This window comes from Pseudomonas sp. MTM4 (assembly GCF_019355055.1).
GTDB lineage: Bacteria > Pseudomonadota > Gammaproteobacteria > Pseudomonadales > Pseudomonadaceae > Stutzerimonas.
The window spans coordinates 1,811,589-1,824,183 of record NZ_CP048411.1 but is presented as its reverse complement, the minus strand read 5'-3'; the positions used below and the strand labels follow the sequence as shown (position 1 = coordinate 1,824,183).

Annotated in this window: 14 protein-coding genes; 11 read left to right on the top strand and 3 right to left on the bottom strand. The window is 60.6% G+C overall.

The features are described from left to right. Window position 1: 1 nt before the first annotated feature. The gene (locus GYM54_RS08315; protein WP_131650672.1) at window positions 2-802 is read right to left on the bottom strand and encodes an inner membrane protein YpjD; all 801 of its coding nucleotides are present in this window, start codon (window positions 800-802) and stop codon (window positions 2-4) included. A 242-nt stretch (window positions 803-1,044) separates the two neighbouring features. Between GYM54_RS08315 and ffh the strand changes: the two genes are divergently transcribed. From ffh to thrC, 11 genes are all read left to right on the top strand, one after another. Further along, complete coding sequence (gene ffh / locus GYM54_RS08310; RefSeq protein WP_181100499.1) at window positions 1,045-2,421, top strand: signal recognition particle protein; 1,377 nt, start codon at window positions 1,045-1,047, stop codon at window positions 2,419-2,421. Window positions 2,422-2,608: 187 nt separating this feature from the next. Beyond that, window positions 2,609-2,860, top strand: a complete 252-nt coding sequence (gene rpsP / locus GYM54_RS08305) for a 30S ribosomal protein S16 (RefSeq protein WP_009867795.1) — start codon at window positions 2,609-2,611, stop codon at window positions 2,858-2,860. 5 nt (window positions 2,861-2,865) lie between these two features. Continuing rightward, entirely contained in the window at window positions 2,866-3,402 is a 537-nt protein-coding gene (gene rimM / locus GYM54_RS08300; protein WP_181100502.1) for a ribosome maturation factor RimM, read from the top strand. A gap of 5 nt (window positions 3,403-3,407) precedes the next feature. Continuing rightward, window positions 3,408-4,160: a tRNA (guanosine(37)-N1)-methyltransferase TrmD gene (gene trmD, locus GYM54_RS08295; RefSeq protein WP_181100503.1), complete on the top strand. Its 753-nt coding sequence runs from the start codon at window positions 3,408-3,410 to the stop codon at window positions 4,158-4,160. A gap of 45 nt (window positions 4,161-4,205) precedes the next feature. Next, window positions 4,206-4,556, top strand: a complete 351-nt coding sequence (gene rplS, locus GYM54_RS08290) for a 50S ribosomal protein L19 (protein ID WP_131650668.1) — start codon at window positions 4,206-4,208, stop codon at window positions 4,554-4,556. Between the two features lie 167 nt (window positions 4,557-4,723). Beyond that, complete coding sequence (locus GYM54_RS08285; RefSeq protein ID WP_131650667.1) at window positions 4,724-5,134, top strand: acyl-CoA thioesterase; 411 nt, start codon at window positions 4,724-4,726, stop codon at window positions 5,132-5,134. Between the two features lie 63 nt (window positions 5,135-5,197). Continuing rightward, window positions 5,198-6,094, top strand: coding sequence for a site-specific tyrosine recombinase XerD (gene xerD, locus GYM54_RS08280; RefSeq protein ID WP_181100504.1), 897 nt, complete (start codon window positions 5,198-5,200; stop codon window positions 6,092-6,094). 237 nt (window positions 6,095-6,331) lie between these two features. After that, window positions 6,332-7,057 (top strand): thioredoxin fold domain-containing protein, encoded by a 726-nt coding sequence (locus GYM54_RS08275; RefSeq protein ID WP_181100505.1) that lies wholly within the window; start codon window positions 6,332-6,334, stop codon window positions 7,055-7,057. 99 nt (window positions 7,058-7,156) lie between these two features. After that, window positions 7,157-7,654 (top strand): GFA family protein, encoded by a 498-nt coding sequence (locus GYM54_RS08270; RefSeq protein ID WP_181100507.1) that lies wholly within the window; start codon window positions 7,157-7,159, stop codon window positions 7,652-7,654. A 117-nt stretch (window positions 7,655-7,771) separates the two neighbouring features. Further along, complete coding sequence (locus GYM54_RS08265) at window positions 7,772-9,076, top strand: homoserine dehydrogenase (RefSeq protein WP_181100510.1); 1,305 nt, start codon at window positions 7,772-7,774, stop codon at window positions 9,074-9,076. Between the two features lie 88 nt (window positions 9,077-9,164). Beyond that, the gene (gene thrC, locus GYM54_RS08260) at window positions 9,165-10,574 is read left to right on the top strand and encodes a threonine synthase (protein WP_181100512.1); all 1,410 of its coding nucleotides are present in this window, start codon (window positions 9,165-9,167) and stop codon (window positions 10,572-10,574) included. 216 nt (window positions 10,575-10,790) lie between these two features. On the opposite strand, the gene rnt is transcribed toward thrC, so the two are convergent. Together rnt and pyrC are read right to left on the bottom strand one after the other, a co-directional pair. Then, on the bottom strand, window positions 10,791-11,465 hold the full coding sequence (gene rnt, locus GYM54_RS08255) for a ribonuclease T (RefSeq protein WP_131650661.1): 675 nt from the start codon (window positions 11,463-11,465) through the stop codon (window positions 10,791-10,793). Then, complete coding sequence (gene pyrC, locus GYM54_RS08250) at window positions 11,462-12,505, bottom strand: dihydroorotase (RefSeq protein ID WP_197445573.1); 1,044 nt, start codon at window positions 12,503-12,505, stop codon at window positions 11,462-11,464. Before pyrC ends, rnt begins: the two co-directional genes overlap by 4 nt. Between the last annotated feature and the right edge of the window lie 90 nt (window positions 12,506-12,595).

Below are 12,595 nucleotides of genomic sequence, written 5' to 3'. Positions count from 1 at the left end.
CCTAGATGTGCAGGATGAATTCGCGGACCAGCTTGCTGCCGAAATAGGCCAACATCAGCAGACAGAAGCCCGCCAGCGTCCAGCGAATGGCCTTATAGCCGCGCCAGCCAAGCTGATGGCGCCCCCACAGCAACAGGCCGAAGATTACCCAAGCGATGACTGATAGCAGTGTTTTATGCACCAGATGCTGGGCAAACAGATTGTCGAGGAACAGCCAGCCGGAAATCAGCGATGCCGATAGCAGCAGCCAGCCGGCGAGGAGGAAGCCGAACAGCAGGCTCTCCATGGTTTGTAGAGGCGGGAAGTTCTTGATCAGGCCGGACGGGTGTTTGTGCTTGAGGTGGTGGTCCTGCAGGAGCAGCAGCAGTGACTGAAAGACCGCAATCGTAAGCATCCCGTAAGCAAGAATGGAAAACAGGATATGTGCCAGTATCCCAGGCTCCTCGCTGATGGCCGGCGCGGTGCCGGACGGCGCGAACTGGGCGAAAAGCACTGTCAGACAACCGAGCGGAAAAAGAAGCAGCAGAAGATTCTCGACTGGCATGCGATGAAGCGCGAGCAGAATCAGGAGAATCACGGCTGCGGCAATCAGGCTCGAGGCCGTGAAGAAATCCAGGTGCAGTCCGCTCGGCGACAGCAGTTGGATGAACAGGCTCACCCCGTGCGCAACGAGCGCCAAGGCGCCCAGGACGATAAGCAGGCGCTTATTCGGCACGGTGCGTTGCGCCAGGCGTAGGCCTTGGTATCCGGTGACGCCAGCATAAAGGCAGGCGGCAGCTAGGCTCGGTAGCAGAGGGTGCATAGGTCTGTTAACAGGCTCGAAAGGCGCTGAGTGTGGCATAAACACTCAGCGCAAAAAAGCGTGCAGGCGAGCGGTATGGTGCCGCGTGGCTCGGTGTGTGGGCGTGTTATCGGATGATGCGGTGCCCAGTTATTGGCGCTGGTTGGCCTGTGGCGATGAAAAGCACGGTCGGCGGGGTACCGGCCCGAGGCTTGCAGCTTCTATAATCGCTGCCTTAACCACATCCAGCGTGGAAACGGCACATGTTTGAAAACCTAACCGACCGCCTCTCCCAGACGCTTCGCCATGTTACCGGCAAGGCCAAGCTGACCGAGGACAATATCAAGGACACCCTGCGTGAAGTGCGGATGGCGCTGCTCGAAGCTGACGTCGCACTGCCGGTAGTCAAGGATTTCGTCGCCAAGGTCAAGGATCGGGCTGTCGGAACGGAAGTATCGAAGAGCCTGACCCCGGGCCAGGCATTCGTGAAGATCGTCCGCGCCGAGCTGGAAGAGCTGATGGGGGCGGCCAACGAAGATCTGGTACTGAGCGTGGCGCCGCCCGCCGTAGTGTTGATGGCCGGGTTGCAGGGTGCGGGCAAGACCACTACGGTGGGCAAACTTGCGCGTTTCCTCAAGGAGCGTAAGAAGAAATCCGTACTGGTGGTGTCTGCCGACGTCTACCGTCCCGCGGCAATCAAGCAGCTCGAGACCCTGGCCGCTGAAGTCGGGGTGACCTTTTTCCCTTCCGACACCAGCCAGAAGCCGGTAGAGATCGCCCAGGCGGCGATCCGCGAAGCCAAGCTGAAGTTCATCGACGTGGTGCTGGTGGATACCGCCGGTCGCCTGGCCATCGATGCCGAGATGATGGCTGAGATCCAGGCCGTGCATGCCGCCATCAACCCGGCTGAGACGCTGTTCGTGGTCGACGCCATGACCGGTCAGGACGCCGCGAACACAGCCCGCGCCTTCGGTGAAGCATTGCCGCTGACCGGCGTGGTGCTGACCAAGGTCGATGGTGATGCTCGTGGTGGCGCCGCGTTGTCGGTGCGTCACATTACCGGCAAGCCGATCAAGTTCCTCGGCATGGGCGAGAAGAGCGATGCGCTCGAACCCTTCCATCCGGATCGCATCGCTTCGCGCATTCTCGGCATGGGCGACGTGCTCAGCCTGATCGAGCAGGCCGAGCAGACCCTCGACCGCGAGAAGGCCGAGAAACTCACCAAGAAGCTGAAGAAGGGCAAGGGGTTCGACCTCGAAGACTTCCGCGACCAGCTGCAGCAGATGAAGAACATGGGTGGCCTAGGCGGGCTGATGGACAAGCTGCCCTCGATCGGTGGCATGAATCTATCTCAGATGGGTAACGCCCAGGGCGCTGCGGAAAAGCAGTTCAAACAGATGGAAGCCATCATCAACTCGATGACGCCCGTCGAGCGTCGCAACCCCGACATCATCAGCGGCTCGCGCAAGCGCCGCATCGCCATGGGGTCGGGCACGCAAGTGCAGGACATCGGGCGGCTGATCAAGCAGCACAAGCAGATGCAGAAGATGATGAAGAAGGTCACCGGCAAGGGCGGCATGGCCAAGATGATGCGCGGCATGGGCGGCATGTTCCCCGGCGGCGGGATGCCGAAATTCTGAACGACAGCTGCAAGCCCCGGGCTGTCAGGCCATGAGTAAATGATCCGGCGCGTTCGGGTTTTGCATTTACTTGTAGCTTGCGGCTTGAAGCTTGCTGCTTTTACTCGTAAAATGCGCGGCCTTTCGGGCCCAGGCCCATTTTAAGTGTGTGCCTTAAGTTAGCACCGACTACAGGAACGATGTTCACATGGTAACTATTCGTCTCGCCCGTGGCGGCTCCAAGAAGCGCCCTTTCTACCACCTGACCGTGACCAACAGCCGCAATGCGCGCGACGGTCGCTTCGTTGAGCGTATCGGTTTCTTCAACCCGATCGCTTCGGGTGCGGAAGTGAAGCTGTCTGTAAACCAGGAGCGTGCCGCTTACTGGCTGAGCCAGGGCGCACAGCCGTCTGAGCGCGTTGCTCAGCTGCTGAAGGAAGCTGCCAAGGCCGCTGCCTGAATCGCATGAACGCAACGTCTGCCCCGGCCGAAGATCTGATCGTAATCGGCAAAGTCGTTTCGGTGCATGGCGTGCGTGGTGACGTAAAGGTCTATTCCTTTACCGATCCGATCGACAATCTGCTGGATTACCGTCGCTGGACGCTCAGGCGAGGTGACGAGGTCAAGCAGGTCGAGCTGGTTAGTGGGCGTCTCCAGGGCAAAATCCTGGTGGCTACGCTGAGAGGGTTGACCGATCGGGAAGTTGCGCGAACCTACGCCGACTTCGAGATCTGCATTCCTCGTAGTGAGCTTCCGCCACTGACCGGAGAGGAATACTACTGGTATCAGCTTCAGGGCCTGAAGGTCATCAACCAGCTCGGGCAAGTGCTCGGACGGGTTGACCATCTGCTCGAAACCGGTGCCAACGATGTCCTGGTGGTCAAGCCGTTTGATGGCAGCCTGGATGATCGTGAGCGGCTGCTGCCCTATACCGACCCTTGCGTGCTGAAGGTCGATCTGGACGCAGGCGAGATGCATGTCGAATGGGACGCGGATTTCTGAGCGACATGTCCAGCTTTCGTGTTGAAGTGATCAGTCTTTTTCCAGACATGTTCGCTGCCATCCGTGACTACGGTATTACCAGTCGCGCGGTGAAGCAGGGGTTGCTCCAGCTGCGATGCTGGAACCCGCGTGCCTATACCGAAGATCGCCACCAGACGGTGGATGATCGCCCTTTCGGTGGTGGCCCCGGCATGGTGATGAAGATCAAGCCGCTGGAGCTTGCCTTGGCAGATGCCAGGCAGGCCGCCGGCGAGAAGGCGAAGGTGATCTACCTTTCGCCGCAAGGACGTCAGCTGAAACAGACCGATGTCCGTGAACTGGCGAGGGAGGAGGGGCTTATCCTCATCGCCGGGCGCTACGAAGGTATCGACGAGCGTTTTATCGAAACGCATGTCGACGAAGAATGGTCGATTGGCGATTACGTGCTGTCCGGCGGCGAACTGCCGGCTATGGTGCTGATCGATGCGGTGACCCGATTGCTTCCTGGAGCGCTGGGTCATGCTGATTCTGCCGAGGAGGATTCGTTTAGCGACGGCTTGCTCGACTGCCCGCATTACACGCGACCGGAAGTGTATGCGGATAAACGTGTTCCAGAGGTGCTGCTCAGCGGCAATCACGAACACATCCGGCGCTGGCGTTTGCAGCAGTCCCTCGGAAGGACCTGGGAACGCCGTGCCGATCTTCTGGATGGCCGCTCGCTTTCTGGAGAAGAACAGAAACTGCTGAAGGAATACATCCATCAGCGGGACGATAGTTAACGTATCGATGGCAGGCTACAAGGGCTTGTCTCAGGAGCACACAGCATGACCAACAAGATTATCCAGGCGATCGAAGCCGAGCAGATGACCAAAGAACTGCCTCCGTTCGCCCCCGGCGACACCGTGATCGTTCAGGTCAAGGTAAAGGAAGGCGAGCGTGAGCGTCTGCAGGCCTTCGAAGGCGTCGTGATCGGCAAGCGTAACCGCGGTCTGAACAGTGCCTTCACCGTGCGCAAGATCTCCAACGGTGTGGGTGTGGAGCGTACCTTCCAGACCTACAGCCCGATGGTTGACAGTCTCAGCGTCAAGCGCCGCGGCGATGTTCGCAAGGCCAAGCTGTACTACCTCCGCGCGCTGTCCGGCAAGGCAGCCCGTATCAAGGAAAAGCTGTCCTGAGGACTGCGCTCCTTGTAAGAAAAAGCAGCCTTCGGGCTGCTTTTTCGTTATTGCGATTTTTTGAAGTTTCGTTAAACCCTGATTCCGTTCCCTGCCAGCGTGCCTGGTAGCGTGAAAACAAAGACAAGATTCGCAGCACGGTGGCCACACTACTTGCGAGAAGTGGCATGACCCCAAGAGATATTGAAGTTCAGCGTCGTACCGATCTGTCCGTCACGCATGTGACCAAGGCGGTGTTCCCACCGACCACCAATCATCACAACACTTTGTTCGGCGGCACCGCACTGGCCTGGCTGGACGAGGTTTCGTTCATTACTGCGACACGCTTCTGCCGGCTGCCACTGGTTACCGTGTCTTCCGATCGAATCGATTTCAATCATCCGATTCCCGCCGGTTCCATCGTCGAGCTGATTGGTCGCGTGGTTAAAGTGGGCAATACCAGCCTGAAAGTGGACGTCGAGGTGTTCGTCGAGAGCATGTATCACGACGGACGCGAGTTGGCCATCAAGGGCACCTTCAGCTTCGTCGCAGTGGGCGAAGACAACCGGCCGGTGCCGGTACTGCCTGATCACGTCTGATCACGCTGGCTGTTTGCTGGCGCCTTGTGAAACACTGCCGCGTCGAGTCTTTCGGATACTGCCATGCCTGCCTTGGATGCTCCTGTAATTGACCGTTTTCTGGATGCCTTGTGGCTGCAGAAGGGACTGTCGGACAACACGCGGGATGCCTATCGCAGTGACCTGGCGCTGTTCAACGGCTGGCTGGCCGAGCGTGACCTGAAGCTGGAAGATGCCGGGCGCGTGATCATTCTCGATCATCTCGCCTGGCGTCAGGCCAGCGGCTACAAGGCGCGCTCCACCGCGCGCTTTCTATCTGGCCTACGTAGCTTTTATCGTTTTCTGCTGAGCGAGGGATCGATCAGTGTCGATCCGACCTTGCAGGTCGATCTGCCGCAGCTGGGGCAACCCTTGCCCAAGACGCTGTCTGAGGCGGATGTCGAAGCGTTGTTGGCCGCCCCGGATCTTGGCGACCCTCTCGGCTTGCGTGATCGGGCGATGCTGGAAGTGCTTTATGCCTGCGGGCTGCGGGTGACCGAGCTGATTTCGCTGAGCCTCGACCAGATCAACCTGCGTCAGGGGGTGCTACGGACTCTCGGCAAGGGCAACAAAGAGCGTCTGGTGCCGCTGGGAGAAGAGGCCTTGCACTGGATCGAGCGTTACCTTCGTCAGGCTCGTGGCCTGTTGCTGGGCGACAAGCCAAGCGATGTGGTGTTTCCAAGCCAGCGTGGCACTCAGATGACTCGTCAGACCTTTTGGCACCGGATCAAACTGCATGCCTCGGTGGCAGGTATCAGCGCGGCGATATCTCCGCATACGCTGCGCCATGCGTTCGCCACGCATTTACTCAACCATGGTGCTGACCTGCGCACCGTACAGATGCTGCTGGGTCACAGCGATCTGTCGACCACCCAGATCTATACCCATGTCGCCCGTGCACGCCTGCAGGAGTTGCACGCCCGCCATCATCCGCGAGGCTGATCGGACTCGAGTAAGGGGGCAGTAGCATGCGAACATCGGTCGAATGAAGTCCCTATCTGCTGGTCGAATTGAATGTTTGAGCACAACGTGTATGCCGAGCTTGTTGAGTCAGCGGCCACTATCGAGGTGCGCTGTAGCCCACAAACCCACCATGCAAGACCGTCCCGGCAGTTGCTTGGATGGTGGCTATGATAATCTTCGCGCCCACCCCCTTTATCGATGTCGCCAGGAGTTTCCATGCGCGTGATTCGTCTGTTCGCTGCCGTGGCTTTGGGCCTGGCCAGTTCCTTTTCCATGGCTGCCGATCCGGACAAGGCGATCCGTCAGTCGTTGCAGTCCATCCAGCCCGATATGCCGATCGAGGCCATCGCCGAAAGCCCCATGCCCGGTGTCTACCAAGTGCAGCTCAAGGGCGGTCGCCAACTGTATGCCAGCGCCGATGGGCAGTTCATCATTCAGGGCTATCTGTTTCAGTTCAAGGATGGTCAGGCGCGGAATCTCACCGAACAGGCTCAGAGCCAGTCGGTCGCCGCAGCCATCGATGCGATTCCGCTCAATGAGATGGTGATCTTCGCGCCGGAAAAACCCAAGACCCACATCACGGTGTTCACCGACACCGATTGCGGCTACTGCCAGAAGCTGCATAGCGAAGTGCCGGAACTGAACCGTCTGGGAGTGGAAGTTCGATACATGGCGTTTCCGCGCCAGGGAATGGGTAGCCACGGCGCCAATACGCTGACCAGCGTCTGGTGCGCCAAGGACCCGCAAGAGGCGATGAACAAGGCCAAGGCCCGTCAGGAGCTTCCCGCAGCCACCTGTGACAATCCGATCGCCGAGCAGTACGAGCTGGGCCAGCTCATAGGTGTGCAGGGCACGCCGGCCATCGTGCTCGCCGATGGGCAGATCATTCCCGGCTACCAGCCAGCGCCCCAGTTGGCTGAAATCGCTCTCAAGGCCAAGTGATCGCACGAGGCGGCGTCTTCCTGGCGACGTCCGTCGGCCCAAACTGAACTGTCTCGCTCCCAGCGCTCAAAGTCTGCAATACCGACGGAGGGCGCGATCATGAAGCTTGAAGGTTCCTGTCACTGCAAAGCCGTGCGTTTCTCGCTGGAGTCGGCTACGCCTTACCCATTCATGCGCTGCTACTGCTCCATCTGTCGCAAGACGGCAGGTGGTGGCGGCTATGCGATCAACCTGGGCGGCGATCACCGTACGCTGAACGTCGAAGGGCGCGAGCACCTGAGCGTCTATCGGGCGCGCATGGCCGATCCGCAGTCCGGTGCAGTTCGTGTCAGCGACGGTGAGCGTCATTTCTGCAAGCACTGCGGCAGCGCGCTCTGGTTGTGGGATCCCAACTGGCCGGAGCTGGTGCACCCCCATGCATCGGCTATCGACACCGATCTTCCCACGCCCCCCGAGCATACTCACCTGATGCTTGACTCGAAGGCGAGCTGGGTCGAACCGCAGGTGTTCGATACCGACAGGTGTTTCGCCGACTATCCAGACGAGTCGCTGGCTCAGTGGCATGAGCGCCTGGGCTTGGATGGGGTAAAAGACTAGCGCGTCGCCAACCCGCCGCTCGCGCAGCGATTTGACTAAAACCCCGCCGATTCGTAATGTGCGACTCTTTTGTTCGGCTGGTGCATCCGGCCGTTCGCTGGGAATGGGGAGTGCAGCTTGAAACCGGTGAAAGTTGGCATCTGTGGGCTGGGAACCGTCGGTGGCGGAACCTTCAATGTGCTCAAGCGCAACGCCGAGGAGATTGCCCGCCGTGCCGGGCGTGGAATCGAGGTTGCGCAGATTGCGACCCGGCAGGTCAACCCCAAGTGCGACACCGGATCCATTTCCATTACCGACGATGTTTTCGCCGTCGCCAACAATCCTGAAATCGACATCGTCGTCGAGCTGATCGGCGGCTACACCCTGGCGCTCGAACTGGTGCTCAAGGCCATCGAGAACGGCAAGCACGTGGTCACGGCCAACAAGGCGCTGATCGCCGTGCATGGCAACGAGATCTTCGCCCGTGCCCGCGAGCAGGGAGTCATTGTCGCCTTCGAGGCTTCGGTTGCGGGCGGCATTCCGGTAATCAAGGCGATCCGCGAAGGTCTGGCGGCCAACCGTATCAACTGGCTGGCCGGTATCATCAATGGCACCGGCAACTTCATTCTCACCGAGATGCGCGAGAAGGGCCGGGCCTTCGAGGATGTGCTCAAGGAAGCGCAGGCGCTGGGTTACGCTGAGGCCGACCCGACCTTCGACGTAGAAGGCATCGATGCCGCGCACAAGCTGACCATCCTCGCCTCCATCGCCTTCGGCATCCCACTGCAGTTCGACAAGGCTTATACCGAGGGCATTTCGCGTCTGACTACAGCCGACGTGAACTACGCTGAGGCGCTGGGCTATCGCATCAAGCACCTGGGCGTCGCGCGCCGGACCGACGCTGGTATCGAACTGCGCGTGCATCCGACGCTGATCCCCGCTGATCGCCTGATCGCCAACGTCAATGGCGTGATGAATGCGGTGATGGTCAACGGTGATGCGGTGGGCTCGACGCTTTATTACGGTGCAGGCGCCGGCATGGAGCCAACCGCCTCGGCAGTGGTGGCCGACCTGGTGGACGTGGCGCGAGCGCTGACCACCGACCCGAACAACCGCGTGCCGCACCTGGCGTTCCAGCCCGATTCCCTGTCGGCTCATCCGATCCTGCCGGTCACCGCCTGCGAGAGCGCCTACTATCTGCGCATCCAGGCCAAGGATCATCCAGGCGTGCTGGCCCAGGTCGCGACCATCCTGTCCGAGCGCGGCATCAATATCGAATCGATCATGCAGAAGGAAGCGGAAGTCCATGACGGGCTAGTGCCGGTCATTCTAGTGACCCATCGTGTGGTAGAGCAGCGCATCGATGAAGCCATATCGGCACTCGAGACGCTCGATGATGTGGTCGACAAGGTCGTGCGGATTCGTGTGGAACAGCTGAATTAACCAGAGCTGGAAGCTGGAAGCCGGAAGTCAGAGCGAATCGCCGGGCTTCAAGCTTCAGGCTTCAAACTCAAATCGAAGGTTTGACGATATGCGCTACATCAGTACCCGTGGTCAGGCTCCGGCCCTGGATTTCGAAGACGTGCTGCTGGCCGGGCTGGCCAGCGACGGCGGCCTCTATGTGCCGGAAAACCTGCCGCGCTTCACTGTCGAGGAAATCGCTTCCTGGGCCGGCCTGCCATATCACGAGCTGGCATTCAAGGTGATGCGCCCGTTCGTGGCTGACAGCATTCCTGACGCCGACTTCAAGCAAATTCTCGAAGAAACCTATGGCGTATTCGCCCATAGTGCCGTGGCACCGCTGCGCCAGCTGGATGGCAACGAATGGGTGATGGAGCTGTTCCACGGCCCGACCCTGGCCTTCAAGGATTTCGCCCTGCAACTGCTCGGTCGCCTGCTCGACTACGTCCTGGCCAAGCGCGGCGAGCGCGTGGTGATCATCGGCGCCACCTCGGGTGACACCGGCTCGGCGGCCATCGAAGGTTGCCGCCGTTGCGATAACGTCGACATCTTCATCCTGCATCCGCACAACCGCGTTTCGGAAGTGCAGCGTCGGCAGATGACCACCATCTTCGGCGACAACATCCACAACATCGCCATCGAAGGCAACTTCGACGACTGCCAGGAGATGGTCAAGGACAGCTTCGCCGACCAGGGCTTTCTCAAGGGCACCCGTCTGGTGGCGGTGAACTCGATCAACTGGGCGCGGATCATGGCCCAGATCGTCTACTACTTCCATGCAGCCTTGCAGCTGGGCGGTCCGGCGCGCTCGGTGGCGTTCTCGGTGCCGACCGGCAACTTCGGCGACATCTTCGCCGGCTACCTGGCGCGCAACATGGGCCTGCCGATCAGCCAACTGGTGGTGGCCACCAACCGCAACGACATCCTGCACCGTTTCATGAGCGGCAACCGCTACGACAAGGACACCTTGCATCCCTCGTTGTCGCCGTCCATGGACATCATGGTCTCATCCAACTTCGAGCGATTGCTGTTCGACCTGCACGGCCGCAATGGCGCTTCCGTGGCCGAGCTGATGAGCGCCTTCAAGGCCAGCGGCAAGCTGTCGGTCGAGGAAGCGCGCTGGACCGAAGCACGCAAGCTGTTCGATTCCCTGGCCGTGGACGACGAGCAGACCTGCAAGACCATTGCCGAAGTGTTTGCCAAAACGGGCGAATTGCTCGACCCCCACACTGCAATTGGCGTCTACGCCGCCCGTGAATGCCGTCGCAGCCTGTCGACGCCGATGGTGACCCTTGGCACTGCACATCCGGTGAAATTCCCCGAGGCGGTGGAGAAGGCCGGTGTCGGCAAGGCGCTGGAATTGCCGGCGCACCTGGCCGATCTGTTCGAGCGTCCTGAGCGTTGCACCGTGCTGGCGAACGATCTCAAGGCCATGCAGGCTTTCGTGAGCGAACACGGCAATCGCGGCAAGCCGCTGTAAGCGGACCCCGATGCAAAAGGCCAGTCACGTGACTGGCCTTTTCGTTTGTAAGGGTAGGGTGGGCTTTAGCCCACCAAGGCGGGATAGCAACCGTGTCGACCGCGGGGTTTGGTGGGCTGAAGCCCACCCTACGGGCTGGAGGCGGGAAAGCTGGGTGAAAGGGCCGCTCCGAGTCGCTTTTCGTCCAGCCTCACGCCTCCAGCGCTCTTGTCGGCTTCACTCGTCGAACTCTTCCCAGCCACCCATTTCCTTCCAGCGATTGACGATGCCGCAGAACAGCTCGGCGGTCTTTTCGGTGTCGTAGCGGGCCGAGTGAGCCTCTCGACCGTCGAAGTCGATGCCCGCGGCCTGGCAGGCCTTGGCCAGGACGGTCTGGCCGTAGGCGAGGCCGGCAAGCGTCGCCGTGTCGAAGCTGGAGAAGGGGTGGAAGGGGTTGCGTTTGATGTCGCAACGGGCAATCGCTGCGTTGAGAAAGCCCAGGTCGAAGCTGCTGTTGTGGCCCACCAGGATGGCGCGTTTGCAGCCGGCCGATTTCACCGCCTTGCGCACGCTGCGCAGGATCTCGCCCATCGCGTGGGATTCAGCGACGGCCATGCGCAGGGGGTGATCCAGCTTGATTCCTGTGAACTCGAGCGCGGCGGCTTCGATATTGGCGCCGGCAAAGGGCTCGACCCGGAAGAACATGGTTTCCTGCGGATAGAGCAGGCCTTGTTCATCCATGCCGATGGTCACCGCAGCGATTTCCAGCAGGGCGTCGGTGGCGCAGTTGAAGCCGCCGCATTCGACGTCGACCACCACCGGCAGGAAACCGCGGAAACGCTGCGCCATGGGCGAGCGCGGTTTGCCCGAGAGGTTGTTCTCCAATTCGTCGTCGAACGAGTCCTCGCTCATGCGCTTGCCTCCAGACGCCATTGCAGGGTTTCGCCCGCGCGCAGGGGCACGACGTTGTGCTCCCCGAAGGGCAGGTGGCCAGGCACGTTCCAAGGTTCGCGCACCAGCGTGATCTGCTCGGTGTTGCGTGGCAGACCGTAGAAATCGGCGCCGAAATGGCTGGCGAAGGCTTCCAAGCGATCGAGTGCGCTGCGCTGCTCGAATGCCTCGGCATAGAGCTCGATCGCCGCATAGGCGGTGTAACAGCCGGCACAGCCGCAGGCGTTTTCCTTGGCATGCTGGGCGTGAGGTGCCGAGTCCGTGCCGAGGAAGAATTTCGGGCTGCCGCTGGTTGCGGCGTCGAGCAGGGCTTTCTGATGGACGTTGCGCTTGAGGATCGGCAGGCAGAAGAAGTGCGGACGAATCCCGCCCACCAGCATGTGGTTGCGGTTGTAGAGCAGGTGATGTGCGGTGATCGTGGCGCCCACGTTGCTGCCGGCGGCCTCGACGAATTGCACCGCATCGCGCGTGGTGATGTGCTCGAACACCACCTTCAGCGTCGGGAAGCGCTCGGTGATCCGACTCAGCTGCTCTTCGATGAAGTATTTCTCGCGATCGAAGATGTCGATTTCCGAGCGAGTTACCTCGCCATGGACCAGCAGCGGCAGGCCGACCTCGGCCATGGCTTCCAGCACTGGAAAGATATTGTCGATGCGGGTCACGCCGGACGCCGAGTTCGTCGTCGCGCCAGCCGGGTAGAGCTTGGCGGCATACACATAGCCGCTGGCCTTGGCTGCACGCACGTCGTTAGGCTGCGTGCCGTCGGTCAGGTAGAGCACCATCAGCGGCTCGAAGGCGCTGCCCTTCGGACGGGCGGCTATGATTCGCTGGCGATAGCTATCGGCTTCGGCGGCGTTGCGCACCGGCGGCACGAGGTTCGGCATGATGATCGCGCGAGCGAACTGGCGCGCGGCGTCCGCCACGGTGTGTGACAGCGCTGCGCCGTCGCGCAGATGGATGTGCCAGTCGTCGGGACGAAGAAGGGTGATACGGTCGGACATGCAGATTTCCAGGCGGATCGAACGTGCGCGAATGCTACCGGAAAATCCGCTGGCCCGCTTCCGACCGGAAGACTATTAGCTCGATTGGAT

Excerpts from the sequence above, each read along its gene's own strand:
- GYM54_RS08315 (WP_131650672.1), bottom strand. The coding sequence starts at position 802 with ATGCACCCTCTGCTACCGAGCCTAGCTGCCGCCTGCCTTTATGCTGGC.
- ffh (WP_181100499.1), top strand. The coding sequence starts at position 1,045 with ATGTTTGAAAACCTAACCGACCGCCTCTCCCAGACGCTTCGCCATGTT.
- rpsP (WP_009867795.1), top strand. The coding sequence starts at position 2,609 with ATGGTAACTATTCGTCTCGCCCGTGGCGGCTCCAAGAAGCGCCCTTTC.
- rimM (WP_181100502.1), top strand. The coding sequence starts at position 2,866 with ATGAACGCAACGTCTGCCCCGGCCGAAGATCTGATCGTAATCGGCAAA.
- trmD (WP_181100503.1), top strand. The coding sequence starts at position 3,408 with ATGTCCAGCTTTCGTGTTGAAGTGATCAGTCTTTTTCCAGACATGTTC.
- rplS (WP_131650668.1), top strand. The coding sequence starts at position 4,206 with ATGACCAACAAGATTATCCAGGCGATCGAAGCCGAGCAGATGACCAAA.
- GYM54_RS08285 (WP_131650667.1), top strand. The coding sequence starts at position 4,724 with ATGACCCCAAGAGATATTGAAGTTCAGCGTCGTACCGATCTGTCCGTC.
- xerD (WP_181100504.1), top strand. The coding sequence starts at position 5,198 with ATGCCTGCCTTGGATGCTCCTGTAATTGACCGTTTTCTGGATGCCTTG.
- GYM54_RS08275 (WP_181100505.1), top strand. The coding sequence starts at position 6,332 with ATGCGCGTGATTCGTCTGTTCGCTGCCGTGGCTTTGGGCCTGGCCAGT.
- GYM54_RS08270 (WP_181100507.1), top strand. The coding sequence starts at position 7,157 with ATGAAGCTTGAAGGTTCCTGTCACTGCAAAGCCGTGCGTTTCTCGCTG.
- thrC (WP_181100512.1), top strand. The coding sequence starts at position 9,165 with ATGCGCTACATCAGTACCCGTGGTCAGGCTCCGGCCCTGGATTTCGAA.
- rnt (WP_131650661.1), bottom strand. The coding sequence starts at position 11,465 with ATGAGCGAGGACTCGTTCGACGACGAATTGGAGAACAACCTCTCGGGC.
- pyrC (WP_197445573.1), bottom strand. The coding sequence starts at position 12,505 with ATGTCCGACCGTATCACCCTTCTTCGTCCCGACGACTGGCACATCCAT.